Origin of the sequence: Tsukamurella sp. M9C, from assembly GCF_020169415.1 — a bacterium.
Classification (GTDB): Bacteria; Actinomycetota; Actinomycetes; order Mycobacteriales; family Mycobacteriaceae; genus Tsukamurella.
In genome coordinates, this window is sequence record NZ_JAIULG010000060.1 from 1 (window position 1) to 21,311 (window position 21,311).

23 protein-coding genes are annotated in these 21,311 nt (G+C 72.6%); 17 read left to right on the plus strand and 6 right to left on the minus strand.

The annotated features are described in order from the left end of the window. Nucleotides 1-151 precede the first annotated feature (151 nt). The gene (locus tag LB823_RS21040) at nucleotides 152-1,489 is read right to left on the minus strand and encodes a hypothetical protein (RefSeq protein ID WP_224651180.1); all 1,338 of its coding nucleotides are present in this window, start codon (nucleotides 1,487-1,489) and stop codon (nucleotides 152-154) included. Between the two features lie 272 nt (nucleotides 1,490-1,761). Between LB823_RS21040 and rplM the strand changes: the two genes are divergently transcribed. The 7 genes from rplM (at nucleotide 1,762) to LB823_RS21075 (ending at nucleotide 7,098) form a co-directional block, all read left to right on the plus strand. Beyond that, the gene (rplM, locus tag LB823_RS21045; protein WP_224651183.1) at nucleotides 1,762-2,211 is read left to right on the plus strand and encodes a 50S ribosomal protein L13; all 450 of its coding nucleotides are present in this window, start codon (nucleotides 1,762-1,764) and stop codon (nucleotides 2,209-2,211) included. Further along, nucleotides 2,208-2,711: a 30S ribosomal protein S9 gene (gene rpsI, locus LB823_RS21050; protein WP_224651186.1), complete on the plus strand. Its 504-nt coding sequence runs from the start codon at nucleotides 2,208-2,210 to the stop codon at nucleotides 2,709-2,711. Before rplM ends, rpsI begins: the two co-directional genes overlap by 4 nt. Nucleotides 2,712-2,803: 92 nt before the next feature. After that, nucleotides 2,804-4,138, plus strand: a complete 1,335-nt coding sequence (gene glmM / locus LB823_RS21055; protein WP_224651189.1) for a phosphoglucosamine mutase — start codon at nucleotides 2,804-2,806, stop codon at nucleotides 4,136-4,138. Nucleotides 4,139-4,180: 42 nt separating this feature from the next. Then, nucleotides 4,181-4,870 (plus strand): HAD-IA family hydrolase, encoded by a 690-nt coding sequence (locus LB823_RS21060; protein ID WP_255604193.1) that lies wholly within the window; start codon nucleotides 4,181-4,183, stop codon nucleotides 4,868-4,870. A 72-nt stretch (nucleotides 4,871-4,942) separates the two neighbouring features. Then, the gene (locus LB823_RS21065; RefSeq protein WP_224651195.1) at nucleotides 4,943-5,239 is read left to right on the plus strand and encodes a hypothetical protein; all 297 of its coding nucleotides are present in this window, start codon (nucleotides 4,943-4,945) and stop codon (nucleotides 5,237-5,239) included. 3 nt (nucleotides 5,240-5,242) lie between these two features. Continuing rightward, nucleotides 5,243-6,907, plus strand: coding sequence for a hypothetical protein (locus tag LB823_RS21070; protein ID WP_224651198.1), 1,665 nt, complete (start codon nucleotides 5,243-5,245; stop codon nucleotides 6,905-6,907). An 8-nt stretch (nucleotides 6,908-6,915) separates the two neighbouring features. Continuing rightward, nucleotides 6,916-7,098, plus strand: coding sequence for a hypothetical protein (locus LB823_RS21075; protein ID WP_224651201.1), 183 nt, complete (start codon nucleotides 6,916-6,918; stop codon nucleotides 7,096-7,098). A 27-nt stretch (nucleotides 7,099-7,125) separates the two neighbouring features. Here LB823_RS21075 and LB823_RS21080 read toward each other — a convergent pair whose 3' ends face one another. Continuing rightward, entirely contained in the window at nucleotides 7,126-7,971 is an 846-nt protein-coding gene (locus tag LB823_RS21080) for a hypothetical protein (RefSeq protein WP_308011481.1), read from the minus strand. Between the two features lie 37 nt (nucleotides 7,972-8,008). Here LB823_RS21080 and LB823_RS21085 point away from each other — a divergent pair, with 37 nt between their 5' ends. Genes LB823_RS21085 through tsaE form a run of 4 tightly spaced genes read left to right on the plus strand, consistent with a single transcriptional unit; the run spans nucleotide 8,009 to nucleotide 12,084 of the window. Further along, complete coding sequence (locus LB823_RS21085) at nucleotides 8,009-9,415, plus strand: NAD(P)H-hydrate dehydratase (RefSeq protein WP_224651207.1); 1,407 nt, start codon at nucleotides 8,009-8,011, stop codon at nucleotides 9,413-9,415. Nucleotides 9,416-9,428: 13 nt separating this feature from the next. Then, entirely contained in the window at nucleotides 9,429-10,568 is a 1,140-nt protein-coding gene (alr, locus tag LB823_RS21090) for an alanine racemase (protein WP_224651210.1), read from the plus strand. Then, on the plus strand, nucleotides 10,565-11,635 hold the full coding sequence (locus tag LB823_RS21095; RefSeq protein ID WP_224651213.1) for an alpha/beta fold hydrolase: 1,071 nt from the start codon (nucleotides 10,565-10,567) through the stop codon (nucleotides 11,633-11,635). Before alr ends, LB823_RS21095 begins: the two co-directional genes overlap by 4 nt. Next, nucleotides 11,632-12,084 carry a tRNA (adenosine(37)-N6)-threonylcarbamoyltransferase complex ATPase subunit type 1 TsaE gene (gene tsaE / locus LB823_RS21100; protein ID WP_224651215.1) on the plus strand — a complete coding sequence of 151 codons (453 nt, stop codon included), beginning with the start codon at nucleotides 11,632-11,634 and terminating at the stop codon, nucleotides 12,082-12,084. The genes LB823_RS21095 and tsaE overlap by 4 nt, the downstream gene beginning before the upstream one ends. Nucleotides 12,085-12,094: 10 nt before the next feature. Here tsaE and LB823_RS21105 read toward each other — a convergent pair whose 3' ends face one another. Continuing rightward, nucleotides 12,095-12,727, minus strand: coding sequence for a VOC family protein (locus tag LB823_RS21105; RefSeq protein WP_224651217.1), 633 nt, complete (start codon nucleotides 12,725-12,727; stop codon nucleotides 12,095-12,097). 6 nt (nucleotides 12,728-12,733) lie between these two features. On the opposite strand from LB823_RS21105, the gene LB823_RS21110 reads away from it, so the two are divergent. After that, nucleotides 12,734-15,139, plus strand: coding sequence for an HNH endonuclease signature motif containing protein (locus LB823_RS21110; RefSeq protein WP_224651219.1), 2,406 nt, complete (start codon nucleotides 12,734-12,736; stop codon nucleotides 15,137-15,139). A gap of 25 nt (nucleotides 15,140-15,164) precedes the next feature. Here LB823_RS21110 and LB823_RS21115 read toward each other — a convergent pair whose 3' ends face one another. Continuing rightward, a complete protein-coding gene (locus tag LB823_RS21115; protein WP_224651221.1) occupies nucleotides 15,165-16,028 on the minus strand; it encodes an alpha/beta fold hydrolase in 864 nt (287 codons plus the stop codon). After that, nucleotides 16,025-16,378, minus strand: a complete 354-nt coding sequence (locus tag LB823_RS21120) for a DUF2834 domain-containing protein (protein ID WP_224651223.1) — start codon at nucleotides 16,376-16,378, stop codon at nucleotides 16,025-16,027. Before LB823_RS21120 ends, LB823_RS21115 begins: the two co-directional genes overlap by 4 nt. A gap of 79 nt (nucleotides 16,379-16,457) precedes the next feature. On the opposite strand from LB823_RS21120, the gene LB823_RS21125 reads away from it, so the two are divergent. Genes LB823_RS21125 through tsaD form a run of 4 tightly spaced genes read left to right on the plus strand, consistent with a single transcriptional unit; the run spans nucleotide 16,458 to nucleotide 19,221 of the window. After that, nucleotides 16,458-17,087 (plus strand): TetR/AcrR family transcriptional regulator, encoded by a 630-nt coding sequence (locus tag LB823_RS21125; RefSeq protein ID WP_224651225.1) that lies wholly within the window; start codon nucleotides 16,458-16,460, stop codon nucleotides 17,085-17,087. A 49-nt stretch (nucleotides 17,088-17,136) separates the two neighbouring features. After that, nucleotides 17,137-17,727: a tRNA (adenosine(37)-N6)-threonylcarbamoyltransferase complex dimerization subunit type 1 TsaB gene (tsaB, locus tag LB823_RS21130; RefSeq protein WP_224651227.1), complete on the plus strand. Its 591-nt coding sequence runs from the start codon at nucleotides 17,137-17,139 to the stop codon at nucleotides 17,725-17,727. Next, on the plus strand, nucleotides 17,720-18,190 hold the full coding sequence (gene rimI / locus LB823_RS21135) for a ribosomal protein S18-alanine N-acetyltransferase (RefSeq protein ID WP_224651229.1): 471 nt from the start codon (nucleotides 17,720-17,722) through the stop codon (nucleotides 18,188-18,190). Before tsaB ends, rimI begins: the two co-directional genes overlap by 8 nt. After that, on the plus strand, nucleotides 18,187-19,221 hold the full coding sequence (gene tsaD / locus LB823_RS21140; protein WP_224651231.1) for a tRNA (adenosine(37)-N6)-threonylcarbamoyltransferase complex transferase subunit TsaD: 1,035 nt from the start codon (nucleotides 18,187-18,189) through the stop codon (nucleotides 19,219-19,221). The genes rimI and tsaD overlap by 4 nt, the downstream gene beginning before the upstream one ends. 20 nt (nucleotides 19,222-19,241) lie before the next feature. Here the strand turns inward: tsaD and LB823_RS21145 are convergent, their stop codons facing one another. Then, nucleotides 19,242-19,670 carry a MarR family winged helix-turn-helix transcriptional regulator gene (locus tag LB823_RS21145; protein WP_224651234.1) on the minus strand — a complete coding sequence of 143 codons (429 nt, stop codon included), beginning with the start codon at nucleotides 19,668-19,670 and terminating at the stop codon, nucleotides 19,242-19,244. 139 nt (nucleotides 19,671-19,809) lie between these two features. Between LB823_RS21145 and LB823_RS21150 the strand changes: the two genes are divergently transcribed. Continuing rightward, a complete protein-coding gene (locus tag LB823_RS21150) occupies nucleotides 19,810-21,297 on the plus strand; it encodes an MFS transporter (protein WP_374201364.1) in 1,488 nt (495 codons plus the stop codon). Nucleotides 21,298-21,311: the final 14 nt, after the last annotated feature.

Below are 21,311 nucleotides of genomic sequence, written 5' to 3' on the forward strand. Positions count from 1 at the left end.
GTCCGCACCGTCGAACCATCCCGGGCAGGGGCGGCACCCCCGGCCCGGGATGGTTCGACGGTGCGGACTGGCCCAGGGGGCTCTGGGGTGCGCTCATGCCGTCATCGTAAGTCCGGCTCACGACCACTCCTAGTGACAGATGTAACGGGGCTCAGGGGAAGTCGAGGGTCGGTGCGTCCTCGTCGGGGACGGGGTGCGTGAACCGCAGCGGCTCGGAGTCCCGCTTCATCGGGCGCCGCTCGTAGGCGGCCACGATCTCGCGGCCGTCGACCCGCCCGCTGATCGTCAGGCGGTCGCGGTCCGGCTGCGCGTACTGCAGCACCGTCTCGGGGCCGGACTTGCTCGGCTTGATCGTGAGCGCGGAGTCGCTGACGTCGAGGAGCCAGGGCGTGACCCGTGCCGCGGAGTCCTGGGTGACGAAGGCGTTGTACGTCTCGCCCGCGGCCTCCCACATCCCGCGACCGCGGTAGGTGATGGCCACGTTGATCCACGCCGGGTCGGTGGCGAGGGCCGCCTCGCGACCGTCCACCCGGAACGACGTGGCGTGCCACGTGCCGTCGACGTCGCCCCGCGTCTCCGAGAGCGCGGACTTCATCATGACCCCGGCGGCGAGGCCGACCCCGGTGATCGCGATGAGGGCGAGCACGGCCGCCGTCTTGCCCGTGCGGCGCAGCCACGTCCGGTCGGAACCCGCGGCGGGCCAGATCGCGGGCATCGGCCCCGTCGCACGGCCGAAGCCCGCGCGGATCAGGTTCAGCCACTGCGGCGCGAGCAGGGCGATCGCGATCACCAGGAACTCGAAGCAGAGGAACTTCACCGGCACGTTGTAGAAGCTGTCCATGAGCAGCACCTGCACCATGGAGACGATCGAGCCCAGCGCGCCCAGGATCCAGGTGCGGCGCGAGAGCAGCAGGATGCCGGAGATCAGCTCCACGAGGCCCGTCACGATCGAGTAGCCGTCCGAGGCGCCCATGAAGCCCCACAGCATGTTCATCCGGCTGATGTCGCCGGCGGGCTGCAGCGCGTAGGTCGGTAGCTGCATGAAGCCCATCTGCGTGGGGATCGCCTTGCCCAGGCCGTAGAAGATCATGCCGCTCGCCAGCGCGATCCGGCCGACCTGCCAGAGCAGCCCGCCGAGGCTGCGGTAGTCGCCACGGCCCCGGTCGAGCAACGTCCAGACGGCGGTGATCACGACGGCGACCACGGCCCAGCCGATGTGGTACTGCCAGATGCCCATCGAATCGCCCGAGCTGTTCAGCTCGGGGAGCTGCAGCTCCGTGCCGGTGACGAGCGCGCCGAGCCGGGCGAACGGGCCCTGCACCACGGACATCACGGGCGCGAACTGCAGGCTGCCGAAGACGGAGAGGATGGTCAGGCCGCCGCCCAGGGTGAAGAGCAGGCGGAAGCCGATGAGCTGGGCGGTGGTCCAGCGCGGGGGCGGGGTATCGGTCGCGGGCGCGGCGGGCGCCTCCACGGTCGGGGTGGTCATGTCCTCGACGCTATTTCCCGACGGTGCCCCACCACATCCGGGAAAGCCCCCTACCGGACCCTGAGCCGCGGCACCGTCGGGCAGGGATCAGGCCGTTTTGACCTGCGGCGGGGCACCCGCGTACTCTGGTCCGCTGGTGTGTGGCGCCGCGCTGCCCTCCGGTCGTAGGACCGGGGTGCGATGCGGAGTCGAGCCCCGGGTCTCCGTTGGTCGCCGGGAGCGCTCTTGCCGCACATGGGACCGGCATCGAACCATCGAGCAGAGGATCTCCTGTGCCTACTTACACCCCGAAGGCGGGTGACGTGACCCGGCAGTGGCACGTCATCGACGCATCCGACGTGGTGCTCGGCCGCCTCGCCGTCGCAGCTGCCACCTTGCTGCGCGGCAAGCACAAGCCGACCTACGCCCCCAACGTTGACGGCGGCGACTACGTCATCATCATCAACGCCGAGAAGGTCGCCCTGTCGGGCGCCAAGCTCACCGACAAGCGGCACTACCGCCACTCGGGCTTCCCGGGCGGCCTGAGCTCGCGCACCATCAGCGAGGTCCTCGGCTCCAAGAACCCGGAGCGTGTGGTGCAGAAGGCTGTTCTGGGCATGATCCCGAAGAACAAGCTGGGCAGCGCCATCGGCGGCAAGCTGAAGGTCTACGCCGGCCCGAACCACCCCCACACCGCGCAGCAGCCGGTTCCCTACGAGATCAAGCAGGTGGCGCAGCAGTGAGCGACACGATCGAGAACAACGAGACCGACGCCGAGGTCGTTCCCAACGAGTACACCTCGGAGACCCCCGAGGCCTCGGCCGAGACCCGCGCCCCCCGTGGCCCCGTCGTCGTCGAGCGCCCCATCCAGACCGTCGGCCGCCGCAAGGAGGCCGTGGTCCGCGTGCGTCTGACCGCCGGCACCGGCAACTTCGTGCTGAACGGCCGCACCATCGAGGACTACTTCCCCAACAAGCTGCACCAGCAGCTGGTGAAGTCCCCGCTGGTCACCGTCGAGCGCCTCGAGTCCTTCGACATCGCCGCCAACCTCACCGGCGGCGGCCCGTCGGGCCAGGCGGGCGCGCTGCGCCTCGCCATCGCCCGCGCGCTGATCGAGGTCTCGCCCGAGGATCGCCCCGCGCTCAAGCGCGCCGGCTTCCTCACGCGTGACCCGCGTGCCGTCGAGCGCAAGAAGTACGGCCTGAAGAAGGCCCGCAAGGCTTCGCAGTACAGCAAGCGCTGATTGCAGGCTTTCACCAGGGCAGGCACCCGCATCCGTGCGGGCGCCTGCCCTGGTCTCGTTTCCACCCATCTCTACGTGTGAGGTACTGACCCATGGGGCGTCTGTTCGGGACCGACGGTGTGCGCGGCCTGGCCAACAAGGATCTGACCGCCGACCTGGCGCTGCGGCTGTCGGCCGCGGCCGCGGCGGTGCTCGGTGCGCATGATCTCGAGGGCCGGACGAGGCCGTTCGCCGTCGTCGGCTGGGACCCGAGGGCCTCGTCGGAGATGCTGTCGGCCGCGGTCTCCGCGGGCCTGACCAGCGCCGGCGTCGACGTGCTGCTCGTGGGCGTGCTGCCCACGCCCGCCGTCGCCCACCTGGTGGCCGAGTACGACGCCGCGCTCGGCGTGATGATCTCCGCCTCGCACAATCCCATGCCGGACAACGGCATCAAGTTCTTCGCCCGCGGCGGGCACAAGCTGGAGGACGCGCAGGAGGACGCCATCGAGGCGGCCCTCGACGATCCCGCCCCGCCCCGCCCCACGGGCGCCGCGATCGGCCGGGTCAAGCGCGCCTTCGACGCGGTCGACCGGTACGTCGCGCACCTCGAGTCCGCGGTGCACGTCCCGCTCACGGGCCTGAAGGTCGTCGTCGACGCCGCGAACGGCGCCGCCTCGACGGTGGCCGCCAAGGCCTACCGCGACGCGGGCGCCGAGGTCATCGCGATCCACGACGCGCCCGACGGCCTGAACATCAACCGCGACTGCGGCTCGACGCACCTCGAGAGCCTGCGCGCGGCGGTGCTCGCGCACGAGGCCGACCTCGGCCTCGGTCACGACGGCGACGCCGACCGGTGCCTCGCGATCGACGCGGCCGGCCGCACCATCGACGGCGACGCCATCATGGCGATCCTCGCGATCGCGATGAACGAGGCGGGGGAGCTCACCGACCACACGCTGGTCGCGACGGTGATGAGCAACCTCGGCCTGCACCTGGCGATGAAGGCCGCGGGCATCACGCTGCGGACCGCTGCGGTGGGCGACCGGTACGTGCTCGAGGAGCTGCGCACCGGCGGCTACGCCCTGGGCGGCGAGCAGTCGGGGCACATCGTGCTCCCGGCGCTCGGCACCACGGGCGACGGCGTGCTCACGGGGCTCAAGATCATGGAGCGGATGGCGCAGACGGGCTCCTCGCTGGCCGAGCTGGCGTCTGTGCTCACCGTGCTGCCGCAGGTGCTGGTCAACGTGCGCGTGATCGATAAGGCGGCGGCGATGGCCTCGTCGGACCTGGTCGCGGCGCTGGCCGCGGAGGAGGCCGCGCTGGGCGAGGCCGGCCGGATCCTGCTGCGCCCGTCGGGCACGGAGCCGCTGGTCCGCGTCATGGTCGAGGCGCCCACCGAGGAGGTCGCCCGCGGCACCGCGGAGCGCCTCGCGGGTCTCATTTCCTGAAGCCCGCTGTCGAAACGTTTTCATAACCGGTAGCGTGTGGCTATGACCGGTTACGAGGGTGTGCTGTTCGACTTCTCGGGGACGCTGTTCCGGCTGGAGCCGGACCCGGCGTGGTTCGCGGGGCTCACCGCCGCCGACGGACGCGAGCTCGACGACGCCGCCCAGCGCGAGCTCCTGTACCGGATGACGGTGCCCGTCGGCGTTCCGGTGCCGATGGAGGGCGACGCCCTGCGGACGTGGCACGCCCGCGACCTCTCCTCCGCGGACCACCGCGGCGCCTACCTGCACGTCCTGCAGCGCTCCGGCGTCGCCGACGAAGGCGAGCGGGAGCGGCTCTACGGCGAGTTCTCCAACCCGCTCAACTGGTCGATCTACCCCGACACCGCCGCCGTCCTCCGCGCCGCGCGCGAGGCCGGCCTGAAGGTGGGCGTGCTCTCCAACATCGGCTACGACATCCGCCCCGCGTTCGAGCGCGAGGGCATCGATGGCCTCGTCGACGAGTTCGTCCTCTCCTTCGAGGTGGGCCACGCCAAGCCCGACCTCGCCGTCTTCCAGGCCGCCACCGCCGCCCTCGGCCTGCCGCCGGAGAAGGTGCTCATGGTCGGCGACAGCGAGGAGGCCGACGGTGCCTCCCGCGCCATCGGCTGCGGCTTCGCGCAGGTCGAGCCGCTCCCCGTCGACGACCGCCCCGCCGGACTGCTGGACGCGGTCCGGGCCGCCGGCGCGATCTGAGGAGACTCCGGGAACCGATCCGCCCGCTGGTGCGTCCAATGAGTAAGGGGACGTGTGAGCGAGGGGGATCGCATGGGCACGAAGATCGATCCGGCCGCGGTGTCGAAGGCCGGCGGCAGCTATTCGATGGTGGCCGACAACCTCGGTACCGTCGCCGGTCGTGTCCGCGGCTTCACCGCGGAGGCCGGTGACTTCGGGCGGAAGTACCAGTCCGACGGTGCCGCCTACGCCGCCACGATGGAGAGCCTGGCGAAGGGCGTCGACGCATGGCAGGTGGGCTCGCGCGCCTGCGGTACGGGGCTGACCACCTCGGCGTCGGCGCACAAGTCCACCGACGACAGCGGCGCCGCCGCGGTCACCGGGGCCTGATCCGTGGCGGAGCAGACCGTCGACCAGATGCTCGACGGGGGCGCCGGCTGCCTGCAGTACTTCAAGGAGATGCTCGACCTGGCGAAGAGGATCTCGAGCAAGCAGTGGCCCGACTGGCGGGACCACGTCTGCCGGAACTACGACAACGAGCGCGGCATCGACCTCGCCTCGCTCCGGGGTGACGCCGTCATGCTGCGGCAACAGGCGACGGCGGCCACGCAGGCCGTGACGGATCAGGCCGCAGCGCGGACGAGCGTGCAGACGGCGTGGCCCGACAACGCGGGCCGGCAGGCCGTCACCACCCTGAACGCGCACCAGACCCGGAGCGAGCCGGTCGCCACGATCCTGGAGCGGACCGCCACCGCAGCCGAGGCGGTGCCCGACGCCGTGGTGGCCGCCGTCGCCACGAAGATCTCCGACCTGAGCGAGTTCGACAAGGCGTCGTTCGGTCTGGGAGACGTCGGGTTCTGGGACGGCGCCAAGATCGCCGGGGGACTGATGGCCTCCGTGGCCCTGGGGCCGCTCGGAGCGCTCGTCTCCGTCGACGGGGCCTCGGCGGCCGTGGAGCGGTTCGAGGCCCAGCTGGCGAAGGATCTCACGCGCTTCGACCAGGTCGTGGCGACCGCGGTCTCGGCCGTCCAGGCGGCCTACGCGACCGTGCCGGCGGCGGCGAAGGGCATCGATTCGTCGGCGTTCCCGGCACCGTCGTTCGGCACGATCACGGCGACCAGCACCGAGACCCCGACCAGCCCGACCACGGCGTCGCCGGTCACCAGCGGTGGCGGAGGAGGCGGCGGGTCACCCACGACGTCGTCGCCGTCCAGCACGTCCCCGACGTCCACGAGCCCGACCAGCACCAGCCCCACTACGACCGGCACGACGACGAGCCCGACCAGCACCAGCCCCACGACCACCGGCACGACGACCTCGCCCACGACGACCGGCGCGAGCACCACCCCGTCGACCGCGACACCCAGCACGGGCACCGGTACCGGCACGGGCAGCGGCACGCCGTCCTGGCTCTCGCAGCTGCTCCCGAAGATCGCCGAACAGCTCGGCCTGGGCGACAAGTCCACCGGCGACGGCAAGGACACGGACAAGACCGGCGACAAGGGCGCCGACAAGGCCGGTGACAAGGACACCAAGAGCGAGAAGGTGCTCGGCGTCGACGCCCTCGGGCGCACCGTCACCGCGACCCTCAGCCCGGACGGCAAGACCGTCGAGGTCACCGCGAAGAAGCCGGACGGCACCGTCGCTGAGAAGGCCACGCTCACGATCGGCGAGGACGGCAAGCTCACCCCCGTCGACGGCACGACCGGCGACGGCAAGGACGGCACCGGTGCCGGCGGCAAGGGCGAGGACGGCACCGGCAAGACCGGCGACGCGAAGCCGGGCGAGACGAAGCCGACGCAGAACGACGCCGGAACGGGCGGCGGCGCAACGCCCGCCACTGCGTCCCCGTCCGGCGCGGGCGGCGGTACCGGCGGTGGTGCGACCCCGTCGGCCGCCCCGAGCCCGGTCGTGCCGAACGTCCCGACCGCGCCGGCGGCCCCGGCGAAACCGTCGAACACCGGCGATCAGAACCCCGCGCCCGCGGAGGAACCGTGCCCGCCCGGCGAATCCGCCGACCAGGGCACCGGCGCCGAATTCGCCGTCAGCGGCAGCTAGGAGAGGCGATGAGCAGCACCGACCCGTGCCCCGAAGACCACGCCCGTGCGATCCGCATCGCCGAGCGGCAGGACCTGTTCGACGAGCTGCTCCGCGTCGCGGGCGTCGCGCCGGAACCGGCTGAGGTCACGCAGCCGATCCCGGTGATCACACGCACGGAGCAGCCGGAGTCGTGGCTCAGCGCGGGCTGAGCGCGGGCGAGCGCCGGGCGCGGGGACTCAGGCCAGACTGCGGAGGCGCTGCAGGGCGCTGGGCTGCTCGGGCTCGGCGTTCGGGTCCCAGACGTACGAGCTGTCGCCGAGGTCCGCGCCGACCTCGGTGAAGACCTTGTACTCCTTGTCGTCGGCGAGCCCGCCGAGCAGGTAACCCGTCAGCAGCGCGCGGACCATCTTCTGCGTCGACTTGTCGGAGCCGCCCGCGCCGAGGGCGCCACGCAGCGAGATGCCCTCCGCCAGGCCGCCGGGCTCGGCGCCGGGCACGATCCGCAGCTCCGTCGGCCCCGCGTAGCGCAGCGACAGGACGCCGGCGTTCGAGGTCATCGAGTGCTCGTCGCCGGGCGCGCCCAGGATCAGCGCGTTCGCGTGGGTGCCGGTCGCGGCCTTCTCCGCCTGCGGCGACGTGGGCGCCGGGAACAGCGCGGCGAGCCACTCGACGCGGGAGTCGGCCGCGGCGGCGATCAGCGCCGCCCCGGTGCCCCAGCCGTGGCCGACCACGGCGCGCTTGGCCTTGTTCACGGTGATCGCGCCGTCCCCGAGCCGGACCTCGGTGATCACGTCGAGCGCGGTGCCCAGGTCGATCGCGAGGCGACCGTCGGAGGCCAGCATGCCGCCATCGGTGTCCGGCGCGGCCACCACGAGGCCCCACGAGGCGAGGTGCTCCAGCGTCTTGGAGTAGCGCTTCGACGGCGTCAGCCAGTCGTGCGCGAAGGCCACCGCCGGCAGGTTCGAGCCGCTCTCGGGCGTGTAGATCACGCCGGGCAGGCCCGCGACGCCCAGGTCGCCCTTGAGCACGCGGTGCGGCCCGCGCTTCTGCAGCTTCTTCACCAGCTTGCCCGCGTCAGTCACGCAGCTCACGTTAGCCGATCTGCCGTACCGTGGCGGCGTGCGGCACTTCCACCATCCCGACTCCGTGCGCGCGGCCGAGGCGCCCCTCCTCGCCGCCCTGCCCGACGGTGCCCTCATGCGCCGCGCCGCGTACGGACTCGCGGGCGTCTGCGCGCAGGAACTCGTCGACCACACGGGCGGCACCGCGGGCCGGAGGGTGACGCTGCTCGTCGGCTCCGGCGACAACGGCGGCGACGCGCTCTTCGCCGGTGCCTTCCTCCGCCGTCGCGGCGTTGCCGTGGAGGCGGTGCTGCTCGCCCCCGACCGTGCGCACGCCGCCGGGCTCCGCGCCCTCGAGCGCGCGGGTGGGCGGGTCGTCGCGGTGCCGCGCCGTCCGGACCTGGTGGTCGACGGCATCGTCGGGATCAGCGCGCGCGGCGCGCTGCGCCCGGAGGCGGCGGACCTCGTCGCCGGGATCGCCGCGCCGATCGTCGCGGCCGACACGCCGTCGGGCGTCGACGTCGAGACCGGCGTCGTCCACGGCCCCGCCGTGACCGCCGCGGTCACCGTCGCCTTCGGTGCCCTCAAGCCCGTGCACGCGCTCGCCCCCGCGCAGTGCGGCCGGGTCGAGCTCGTCGACATCGGCCTCGCGCTCGGTGAGGGCGAACTGCGCGCCTACGACGACGCCGACCTGGCCGCGCTCTGGCCCGTCCCCGGCCCCGCCGACGACAAGTACAGCCTCGGCGTGCTGGGCGTCGTCGCCGGCGGCGACGCGTACCCGGGCGCCGCCGTGCTGGCGACGGGGGCCGCGATCCGCGCGACCTCCGGCATGGTCCGGTTCGCCGGCTCCGCCCGCTCCGCCGTCCTCGCCGCCTGGCCCGAGGCAGTCGCGAGCGACGACGTCGCGGGCGCCGGACGGGTGCAGGCGTGGGCCGCAGGTCCGGGCATGGGCGTCGACGGTGCGGCCGCGGACCGTCTGGCCCGGGTCCTCGACCAGGACCTCCCGACGGTGCTCGACGCGGACGCGCTCACGCTGCTCGCCGAGCACCCGGGCCTCCTCGCGGGCCGCACAGCGCCGACGGTGCTGACCCCGCATGCCGGGGAGTTCGCGCGGCTCGTGGGCCCCGTCGGCAACGACCGGGTCGCGGCCGTCCGCGAGGCGGCCCGCGACCTCGATGCGACGGTGCTGCTCAAGGGGCACGTCACCGTCATCGCGGCGCCCGACGGCACCGTCGTGGCCGACACCGCGGGCTCGTCCTGGGCCGCGACGCCCGGATCGGGCGACGTGCTGACCGGGCTCGTCGGCAAGCTCCTCGCCTCCGGTCTCGCCCCGCTCGACGCGGCCGCCTGCGCCGCGCGGGTGCACGGCCTGGCCGCGGCCCGCGCCGCCGGCGGCGCCCCGACGCACGCCGGCCCGATCAGCGCGGCGGTGCCGCGCGTCCTGCGCGACGTGCTGCGCGACTAGGCTGAGCGGCGCCATGAAGACATCGATTCCCGCGACCGGGCTGGAGCGGCTGACCGCGCAGATCGACCTGGGTGCGGTCGCGCACAACACGCGGATCGTCGCGGATCACGCGCCGGGGGCCGCGGTGATGGCGGTGCTCAAGGCCGACGCCTACGGCCACGGCGCCCTGCCCGTCGCGCGGGCGGTGCTCGCCGGCGGCGCCACCGAGATCGGCGTGACCACTGTCGACGAGGCCGTCGCGCTGCGCGAGGGCGGCGTCACCGTGCCGCTGCTCAGCTGGCTCAGCACGAGCGGCTTCGAGCGCGCAATCGAGGCCGACGTGCGGATCGGCGTCAGCTCGCCGCGCCAGCTGGCCGCCGTCGTGGCTGCCGCGCAGAACGTCGGGCGGCCCGCGACGGTGCACGCCAAGATCGACACCGGGCTCAGCCGCAACGGCGTCTCCGCGGCCGAATGGGCCGCCACCCGCGACGCGCTCGTCGAGGCGGAGCGCGCCGGCACCGTCGAACTGCAGGGCGTCTTCACCCACCTGGCCCACGGCGACGAGCCGGAGCACCCGTTCCTCGACGTCCAGCGCGAGGCGCTCGCCGCCACCGTCGCCGACGCCCGCGCGCACGGCCTGACGCCCACGCAGGTGCACGCCGCGAACTCCGCGGCCGCGCTGACCCGCCCCGACCTGCACTTCGACCTGGTCCGCCCCGGCATCGCCCTCTACGGCGGAGTCCCGGTGCCCGGCAGGGACTTCGGGCTCCGGCCGGCGATGACCTTCGCCGCGCCCGTCATCCTGATCAAACGGATCCGCGCAGGCGACGGGGTCAGCTACGGGCACAGCTGGATCGCGCCGCGCGACACCGTCGTCGGGCTGATCCCCGCCGGGTACGCGGACGGGGTGTGGCGCCCGCTGAGCGGCCGCATCGAGGTCGCGATCGGCGGCCGGCGTTTCCCGCAGGTCGGCCGAGTCTGCATGGACCAGAGCGTGATCGACCTCGGGCCCGACGGCGGCGGGGTGTCCGAGGGCGACACCGCCGTCCTCTTCGGCGACGCGCCGGGCGCCGACGTCGCCGCCGATTGGGCGGAGAAGGTCGGCACCATCGACTACGAGATCCTCACCGGCGTGCGCGGGCGCGCCGTCCGGACCTACACGGGGGAACTGTGAACGACGACCGCGGCCGCATCCACATCCCCGAGCGCCTGCCCGGGCCCGCCCTGCTCGCCGGCCTCGGCACCGGCGTCGCCGTCGCCGCACTGACGGGGATCGCCGCCGCCGCAAGGGTTCTCGGCGTCCGCGGCGCGGGCGACGACCCCGTCTCGCCCGACGACCTGGTGTTCCGGTCCGACCGCGAGTCGATCGTCATGAGCCCCGACGGTGTGCCGCTGCACGTCCGCGAGGTCGGCCCCCGGACCGCGCCGGTGACGGTGCTGTTCGTGCACGGCTTCACGCTGCGGACCGCGTCCTGGGTGCTGGTGCGGAACGAACTGCAGGCCCGCTGGGGCGACGACGTGCGGATGGTCTTCCCCGACTGTCGCGGCCACGGCGATTCCGGCTCCTGCACACCGGAGCAGAGCACCGTCGCCCTGCTCGGCGACGACATCGCCACCGTCCTGCGGGCCCTTGTGCCCGAGGGGCCGGTCGTGCTCGCCGGGCACTCGATGGGCGGCATGGCGATCTGCGCGTTCGCGACCGGACATCCCGAGATGGTCGGCCCGAGGGTGGTCGGCGCCTCGCTGCTCGGAACCGCGTCGCACGCCCTCACCGACGTGGGACTCGCTGCGGCGCTGCGCAACCCGGTGCTCGACGTGATGCGCGCGGCCATCCGTTTCCTGCCCTCGGTCGTCGGCCGGGGCCGCGAGGTGATCAAGCCGCTCGCGACGCCGTTCGTCACCGCGGGCGCCTACGCGCCCGGCGATCGGAGCGCGACCATGACCGACTTCTCGTCGACCATGAGCCTGTCGGCGCCGCTCGGCACCTACGCGGGTTTCATGCCCGCGCTGGAGGAGTACGACGAGCGCGGCGCGCTCCCGGTGCTGCGCCGCATCGCGACGTCGGTCGTGTGCGGCGACCACGACTGGATGACGCCGCTGAGCAAGTCGAAGGCGCTCGCCGACGAACTCGACTCCGAGCTCATCGTGCTCGCGGAGACGGGGCACATGTTGATCCTCGAGTCCGCGCCGCGCGTGGCGCGGGCGATCGCCGACCTCGTCGCGCGGGCGGTGCCGCAGTGAGCCGACCGGTGCGGGGCGAGCGGGTCCTGCCCGAGGTGGAGGACACCGAGGCTCTCGGCCGGGAGCTCGCGGGTGAGCTCGCCGCGGGCGACCTCGTGATCCTCGACGGTCCGCTCGGGGCCGGGAAGACCGCGCTGACCCGCGGGATCGCCGCCGGGCTCGGCGTGACCGGGCGGGTCTCGTCGCCGACGTTCATCATCGCCCGGGAGCACCGTCCGGGCGCGTCGGGCGGCCCGGGTCTCGTCCACGTGGACGCCTACCGCCTCGGCGGCCTCGACGAGCTGGACGCGCTCGACCTCGACACTGACCTCGAGGACTGCGTCGTCGTCGTGGAGTGGGGCGAGGGCGTGGCCGAGCGCCTCGCCGACCGACACCTCATGGTCCGCCTGCGGCGCGCCGAGGGCACCGACGTCCGCACTGTCACCTGGGAGTGGGTCGACGGGGCCTGACCCGGCTCGTTCAGTCCCTGCCGGCCACGGTGCAGATGCAGGCGTGATTGCCCTGGGCGTCCGCGAGCACCCAGAAGCTGGGGGCATGCGTGCCGGACACCAGCCGGCCGCCGGCCGCGACCGCGGCGTCGATGCGGCCCCGCGCCTCCCGCGGGTCGACCCAGACGTCCAGGTGGAAGCGCTGGCGCGGGGGCTCGTGCGCGTCGGTGCGCTGGAACCAGAGAATCGCGTCGGCGCCGTGCGCGCGGATCTCCAGATCGCCGTCGTCGTCCTGCACTTCGGCGCCGAGCACCGCAGACCAGAAGGGTGCGATCTCGGCGGCGTCCGCCGTGTCGAGGCCCAGCTCTACCACCGACGACTCCCCGGGATTCGCGGTGATCTCCCGCTCGCGCGCGATCTCCGAGAACCGCGCGGCGAGCCGGCGGTCCCGGTCGGTGACGCCGCCGGCGTCGTGGCTGTAGAGCAGGACGTCGACGGTGCCGTACCGCAGAGTGAGGTCGGGGTGGTGGTTCGCGGCCTCGGCCGCGGCGGCGAACGCGGTCACCAGCTCGAGCCCGGCGGTGAAGTCGCGGGTGCGGAACCGGGTGTGCAGGCCGCGGACGAGCGGCGCCCAGTCGGGGAGGGGATCGGTGTTCTCGCTCATGACTCCATGGTGCTCCCCGGCACCGACAAGTTCGCGCGATCCCTCATGTTCGGCTCTTGCAATCACATCGAACAAGAGTACGATGAAGGCATGAACGGACCCGGCGCGTTGACGAACCTGCCGGAGGCTCTGGTGCCTTCGGGGTTGGCCGACGGTGCGGCGGGTTCCGGGGTGTTGGAGTCGGTACTGGTGGCGCAGCGACGGTCGGAGTGCGTTGCGTTCTGTCGGACGATGTCGGCGGTGTATGCGCTGTTCCGAGACCGGTACGGGGAGCGGGAGTCGGCATTCCTGGCATCGGATCCGATCGGTGGCGCGGATTTCTATGCGGTGCGGCGGGAGCTGTCGCTGGCCTACGAGGCCGTGAAGGCGGAGATCTCGGTGGCGCTGCGGATCGGGCCGACGGCCACGGAGACGGTGATCGAACAGGCGGTGGGTTTCGTCGAACGCCTGCCGCGGGTGTTCGCGTTGATCGGCCGCAATGTGCTCTCTCCGCGGGGTGGGATGGAGGCGCTGAGCCGCGCGCGGGCTCTGACCGGGGCGCAGGCGGTGGAGTTCGATGAGCGGCTCGCGGATCTGTTGACCGCGGATCCGCTGCAGCTGGTGTCGGTTCCGGCGTTGCGGGAGGCGGCCGATCTCCTCGTTCACGAGATCGATCCGGTGGCGGCGGAGCGTCGGCGGCGGATGGCGGAGGAGGACCGTCGGGTGACGTTCCGTCCGGCGGAGGACGGGATGGCGGCGGCGTACGCGCTGCTGACGGCGCATGAGGGCCTCGAGCTCGGGGTGCGGGTGGACGAGATCGCCGAGACGGTGTGCGAGTCGGACCCGCGGACGGCGGCGCAGCGGCGGGCGGACGGGCTGATGATGCTGGTTCGCGGGTACGTCACGCTGGGCTGCTGGTGCACGGTGCCGGGCTGCCCGTTGCAGGAGGCCCGCCCGGTGGGGGATGCAGGCTCGGACGACGAGGGTGTGCGGGTGGTGACCCGGTACCGCACGTTGATCCACGTGGTGGTGAACGAGAAGACCCTCGCCGACCCGGGCAACAGCGATGCGGGGTTTCTGATCGGGCACGGTCCCATCACCGCGCAGTACGCCCGCGATCTCGCCGCCCGCGACGATGCGGTCCTGCGCCCCTTCGGCGACGAGCTCCCCGACGGAGCCGAGGTTGAATCGGAGGGCGTCGCGGCAGACACCGCGGCCGCGAGCGATCCGGAGCCGAGGAGCGGCGTCGAGTCGAGCGTTGACCTCGCCGGCGCAGCGAGCGTTCCGGCTGACGAAGCTGCCGATTCCGTTGTTGATGCCGCGTGCACCGGCGGGGCGTGGCCTGCTGCGGATGAGGTGTCGCTCGTCGGCGCCGATCACGAAGTCGACCGCGAGCAGCCTGACCCCCCGGCCCGGCCGTCGCCTCGGCCGCCGCGGCCGGTCTGGTTCCGCTCGCCGGGACTCGACGTCACGCGCCGCGCCCCCGCGAGTGTCCTGCTCGCCGCGCGCTGCTGCCACGCGGATCTTCCGATGCCGACCGACCCGCGCGCTTTCCTGATCATCCCGACCGAGACTGATCTTGGTGTGTCGGAACCCGGCGCGCCGGAACCAGATGCACTGGAGCAGGATTCGTCGGATCCCCGTGCGCCGGAACAGGATGCATCGGACCTCGCAGCGCCGGAACTCGAACCGGCCGAAGCAGGTTCGACCGCATCGGATCCCGCGTCGCCGGCGGAGGTGAAGCCCTCCGCTGTGGGTGCGTCTTCGCCGGACGACGAACCGATCGCTGCCGTAGAGGGGACAGCTCTGCCCAAACCCACCCTGACAGCGGTGAGCCCGCGGGCGCTGGTGATCGCGCAGGGCAGCAGCGGCTACCGGTTCTCCGCCGATCTCAACCGCTACCTCGCGCTGCTCTACCCGCGCTGCGTCTTCCCTCTGTGCACCCGGCCGGCTTCGCGCTGCCAGATCGACCACGCCCGCGAATACGACCACCGCGACCCCACCCGCGGCGGCGCCACCACCGCCGGTAACGGCCAGCCCCTCTGTCTGCCCCACCACCAGCTCAAGACCGCCGGCCTGTGGACCGATGCCCGCCTGCCCGACGGCCGCATTCTCTGGATCGGTCCTACCGGCGAGCGGATCATCGTCGACCCCACCCGCACCATCCTGGCCATGTTCCCCGACCTGGCCCGGATCGCCTGGACCACACCCGAAGCCGCCTCGCAACGGAAGGCGCCTTCACCCGGCGGCCCCACCCGACTCCAGAGGGAACACGCTCGACGCGAACGGCTGCGCGCCGCACACCTCGACGCCCTCGTCCGTGAGCGCGACGAACGCGAGAACGTCAGCTCCGTCGAGCACCACCTCGAGACGGTCCTCGCCGGACGGAATCCCGCGCATCACCCACCGCCGGACGAACCCCCGCCCTTCTAGTGGTCGGGAGCGCTCGGGGCGGGAGCTACCGGGAGGGTAGCGCGGCGATCTCGGTGATCGCCCGCACGACGGCCTGCGGATCGTCGAGGGAGACGAAGGTGCGGGCACCGTCGACCTCGACGAACCGGGTGCCGCCCGGGCGGTCGTCCCCGAAGGCGGCGGCGAGGCGGCGGCCCAGCGCGGGCGTGAAGCACCGATCGGCCGTGCCCCACACGAGCGTGACCGGTCCGGGGAAGTCGCGCATCGTCGGCGAGACCCGCGCCAGATCGGGCGGATCGATACCGGCGAGCAGCGTCGCGAGGTCGGCGCGGATCTTGGCGGCCACCTGCGTCGGTCGCACCCAGGACGCGGTCACGCCCGGGTCGGGATCGGTGACGAGCAGCCCGAAGCCGACCGGCGAGTGCCGCAGCGCCGTCGAGCCCAACATCGCCATCATCGGGCGGACCAGCGCGCGACGGCTCAGCAGCGCGAAGAACGTCGCGAAGGGCTGCGGCGGAAAGACCTCGAAGGCATCGCAATTGGTGAGCACCACCCGGCCGATCAGCTCGGGCCGATCATGCAGCACGTACTGGCAGACCGCGCCGCCCGTGTCGTTGCCGACGAGCGTGCAGCCCTGCAGGCCCTGGTCCTCGATGAAGTCGGCGACCATGCGGGCGACGCCGCGCGGACCGTCGGCGACGGCCTTCGGGCAGGCGATGCGGTGCGAGCCGAGCGGCCATGTGACCGACCAGCACCGGTGCCCGGCGGCGCCGAGCGTGCCGGCGACGCGGTCCCAGAGCTGGAGGTCGACGACCGCGCCGTGCACGAACAGTACGGGCGGGTGGTCGGAGGTCTCCGGCCCGTAGACGTGGAAGTCGACGGTGCCGGTGGGGAGCGAGGCGAGGCTCATGCGAGGACTCCGGACGGCGCGGGCGCGGCGTCGCCGGTCGCCCGGGCGTCGCGGGTCTCGCGCAGGTAGAGGTACAGGGGGAGCGACAGCGAGAGCCCGACGAGGCAGGTCGCCGGGATCACGAGCCACCAGCGCCGCACCCCGAGCCGCTGCGCGTCCGCCGACGACCACACGAGGAAGACGACGATCGACAGCAGCACGTCGGCGGTGAAGCCCGAGGCCGCTCCGTTCGGGAACAGGCTCGTGGCGAACAGGGGGAGGTCGAGGCCCTCGGCGGCGAAGAAGCCGCCGAAGAAGGCCCACGGCACCACGGTGCCGATCACCATCATGAGCAGGTAGAACCACCGCATGGCACACCCTTCCGAGAGTCGGCGGCTAGAGTCGGAGCGAAGTTACGAACACTCGGTATGAAAGTTACGTGCAGCCTGTATGGAAGTCAATGGTGAAGATCGGGGCGGCCGCCGGACCCAGGCGGAGCGCACCGCCGCGACCCGCACCGCGCTGATCGCCGCGGCCCGCGAGCTGTTCGCCGAGCACGGCTACGCCGGCGTCGGCACCCAGGCGATCGTCGAGGCCGCGGGCGTCACCCGGGGCGCGCTCTACCACCAGTTCGGAGACAAGCGCGGACTGTTCGAGGCCGTCTTCGACGCGGTGGAAGAAGCGAGCATCGGGGCCGCCGGACGGGCCGCCGTGGCGGCCGCGGAGGATCTCGGGCCGGTCGACACCATGCTCGTCGCCGTCGACACCTTCATGGCCGCCATCGCCGATCCCGGCGTCACGCGGATCACCATGATCGACGCCCCCGCGGTGCTCGGGTGGGAGGGTTGGCGCGCCCGCGGCGAGAAGTACGGGCTCGCGGTGATCGAGTCCCTGCTCGCCGGGGCGATGGACCAGGGGCACATCACCCCGGAACCGACGCGCCCACTCGCGCACGCGCTGCTCGGGATGCTCGACGAATCCGCTTTGTACATCACCCGGGCCGCCGATCCCGACGCCGCGCTGGCCCAGATGCGCGCCGTCATCGCTCGCGTGGTGCGCGGGCTGATACTCCCGCACTGACGCCCGAGCGGATTCGGGGTGCGCGGCGCCGAGGCGGTAACCTGCAGGTATGTACGTGCTCGCCCTGGACACCGCCACGCCGGCGCTCACGGTGGGCATCGTCGACTCCGAGACCGGCGCCGTGCTCGCCCGCCGCGACCGCACGCACGCGCGCGGCCACGCCGAGGTGCTCGTGCCCTACCTGCTCGAATGTCTCGCCGAGGCCGGACTGGAGCGCGCCGACCTGGGCGCCGTCATCGTCGGCTGCGGCCCCGGCCCGTTCACGGGCCTGCGGGTCGGCATGGCCACCGCCGCCGCCTTCGGCGACGCCCTCGGCATCGAGGTGCACGGCGTGTGCAGCCTCGACGCCATCGCCGCCGAGGCGCTCACGCGGGGCGAGAGCGGCGACGTGGTCGTCGTCACCGACGCTCGCCGCAAGGAGGTCTACTGGGCCCGCTACGCCGACGGTGTCCGCACGGAGGGTCCGGGCGTCATCAAGCCCGCGGAGCTGGACGTCGACGGCGCGCGGACCGTGGAGGGATCGCCGACGCCGGCGAGTCTGGTCGCGGTCGGCAGGCATCTCCTCGGCACCGCGCCGCAGCCGCTCGTGCCGCTGTACCTGCGCCGCCCCGACGCCGTCGAAACGGCCGCGCGTGCCTGAGATCCCGATCGGACCACTGCGTCCCGACGAGGCCGAGCGCTGCGCCGAACTGGAGACCGTCCTGTTCGCCGGCGACAACCCCTGGCCCGCCTCGGCGTTCACGCCCGAGCGACACACCCGCTTCTTCGCCGCCCGCGACGACGCCGCGGGCGGCAGGCTCGTCGGCTACGCCGGCATCGGCCTGCTGGGCAACACCTTCTTCCCCGAGTCCGAGGTGCTCACCATCGGCGTCGACCCGGAGTATCAGGGCAGGGGAGTGGGATACGCGCTCCTGCGCACTCTCCTCGATGAGGCCGACCGGCACGGCGGCGCCGTCTTCCTCGAGGTGCGCACCGACAACGACACCGCCCGGACGCTGTACGAGCGCAACGGATTCGCCGTCGTCGGGGTGCGGAAGAACTATTACCGTCCGTCCGGGGCCGACGCGTACACGATGAAGCGGGAAGCGCAGGGACAGCGATGATCGTCATGGGTGTCGAGAGCTCGTGCGACGAGACCGGCGTCGGCATCGTCGACTGGGATCCGGAGTCGAAGACGGCGCGGCTGCTCGCCGACGAGGTCGCCTCCTCGCAGGAGGAGCACGCCCGCTACGGCGGCGTCGTTCCCGAGGTCGCCTCGCGCGCCCACCTCGAGGCCATCGTGCCGACGATGCAGCGCGCCCTCGCCGCGGCCGGCGTCGACCGGCCCGACGCGCTCGCCGTCACCATCGGACCCGGCCTCGCGGGCGCCCTGCTCGTGGGCGTCGCGGCCGCGAAAGCCTATGCGGCGGCGTGGGACGTGCCCTTCTACGGCCTCAACCACCTGGGCGGACACGTCGCCGTCGACACCCTCGAGCACGGCCCGATGCCGCCCTGCATCGCGCTGCTCGTCTCCGGTGGGCACACGCACCTGCTGCACGTGACCGATCTCGGCGCCCCGATCACGGAGCTCGGTACCACCGTCGACGACGCCGCGGGGGAGGCCTTCGACAAGGTCGCCCGCCTGCTCGGCCTCGGCTATCCCGGCGGACCCGTGATCGACGAGCTCGCGCGCCAGGGCGACCCGAAGGCGATCCGGTTCCCGCGCGCCATGACCCGGCAGCAGGACGCCCGGCACGACTTCTCCTTCAGCGGGCTCAAGACCGCGGTCGCGCGGCACGTCGAGGCGGAGAACGCCGCGGGCCGCCCGCTGAACGTGCCCGACATCGCCGCGTCCTTCCAGGAGGCGGTCGCGGACGTGTTGACCTTCAAGGCGATCCGCGCCGCGCAGGACGTCGGCGTGGAGACGATGGTGCTCGGCGGCGGCGCCACCGCGAACTCGCGCATCCGCTCGCTCGCGCAGGAACGCTGCGACGCCGCGGGCATCGAACTGCGCGTGCCCAAGCCGCGGCTGTGCACCGATAACGGCGTGATGATCGCGGCGCTCGGCGCGCACGTCATCGACGCGGACCCGACGCCCACCGGCCTCGGCGCCGCCACCGACCCGGGGCTCTCGGTCACCCTCACGAAGCTGTAGGAGGCTCCGAGCAGGAGCCCTCAGGCCTCCCCGGCGCGCGCGGCGAGCGCCGCGTTGAGCGCGGTGAGGCCGGAGATCAGCGCCTCGCGGTCGGTCTCGTCGAGATCGGCCATGATCGAGCCGATCCCGCGCAGTTTGACCTCGCGGTCGCGCTGGAAGGCGGCCCGCCCGGCCGCCGTCGCGCGGATGCGTTTCGGGCCGGAGACGGCACCGTCGGCCTCGAGGAGCCCGTGCTCGATGGCCTTGTTGACCTGCCGGTTCACGGTGGACTGCTCCAGTTCGAGCTCCGTGGCGATCTCCTTGAGCGTGCTCGGCCCGATGTAGTCGAGGAGTAGGAGCACGAGATAGGCGGAGCGGTCGAGGTGCAGCTCCATCGACCGCGGGCGCGCCCGCATGTGCCGCCCGAGCGCATTGATCTCCCGTTCGAGGCGGCGCGCCGCGTCGTCCATGCTTCCTCCTCGACGATCGATGCGCCGATTCTGTCAGGCGCGGAATGTCCGTGTTGCACGGTGCGGGCTCGAGGCATATGGTTGCACAGTTCAACGATATGTATGTTACACACATTCAATCGTTCCCCCACGTAGAGAGGTGGTCCCCGTGACCAGCACCGCTACCGGACAGGGCGCGCTCGCATCGAGCGGCTCCCGCCGGAACCACCCACTCGTGACCGTGATCATCCTGTGCTTCGGCGGCATGGTCGCCGCGCTCATGCAGTCGCTCGTGATCCCGATCCAGCCCGAGCTGCCGCAGCTGCTGAACACCTCGACGGCGAACGCCTCCTGGGTCATCACCGCCACGCTGCTCGCCGCCGCCGTCGCCATGCCCATCGGCGGCCGCCTCGCCGACATGATCGGCAAGCGTCGCGTCCTCATCCTCAGCGCCGCGCTGCTCGTCGCGGGCTCGCTCGCCGCGGCACTGTCCACCGGGCTGCTCCTGATGCTGCTCGGCCGCGTGCTGCAGGGCCTGGCCATGGCCTTCATCCCCGTCGGCATCTCGATGATGCGCGAGGTCACGCCTCCCGCGATGACCGCGACGGCCGTCGCCGCCATGAGCGCGACCCTCGGCGTCGGCGGCGCCATCGGCCTGCCGCTCTCGGCGTGGATCGCGCAGACCTACGACTGGCACATGCTGTTCTGGGTGTCGACGGTGCTCGCCGGGCTCATCCTGGCCGCCGTCCTGTTCGTGCTGCCCGACGGTGCCCCCGGCGTCGGCGGCCGGATCGACGTGATCGGCTCGATCGGCCTCGCCGTCGGGCTCGTGGCGACCCTCGTCGCCGTCTCCAAGGGCAACGACTGGGGCTGGGCGTCCGGCACCACGCTCGGACTGCTCGTCGGCGGCCTCATCGTGCTCGTCGCGTGGGGCTTCTTCGAACTGCGGCACGACGATCCGCTCGTCGACCTGCGGACCTCCGCGCGGCCCCGCGTGCTCATCACCAACATCGCGACCGTGACCATCGGCTTCGGCATGATGGCGATGATGCTCTGCGTCCCGCAGATCATGGAGTACCCCACCTCCACCGGATTCGGCCTGGGCAAGAGCATGCTCGAGGCTGGCCTGTGGATGATGCCCGGCGGCATCATGATGATGATCTTCGCGCCGGTCTCCAGCATCCTCATCAAGAAGGTCGGCCCCGCCGTGACCCTCGCCAGCGGCGCGTTCGTCGTGGCCGGCGGCTACGTGCTCGCGTATTTCCTCATGGACGCCGCCTGGAAGCTCTCGCTCGCGTCGATCGTCGGCACCGTCGGCGTCGCGATCGCCTACGCCGCCATGCCCACGATCATCATGTCCTCGGTGCCGCAGAGCGAGACCGGCGCCGCGATCGGCCTGAACGCGCTGATGCGCTCGCTGGGAACCACGATCTGCTCCGCCGTCGCCGCCGCGATCATCTCCGCCAAGTCGGTGACGATGGCCGGGCACGTGATCCCCACGCAGGGCGCCTTCGAGACGATCTTCGTGGTCGCCGCCGTCGCCGCGCTGCTCGCCGGCGTCATCGCGCTGATGATCCCCAAGCCTCAGGTGGAGGACCCCGCCGAGACGGACGCTCCGGCCGAGGTCGCCCCGGCCGCTGCGAAGTAGCGCTCCGCGACGGT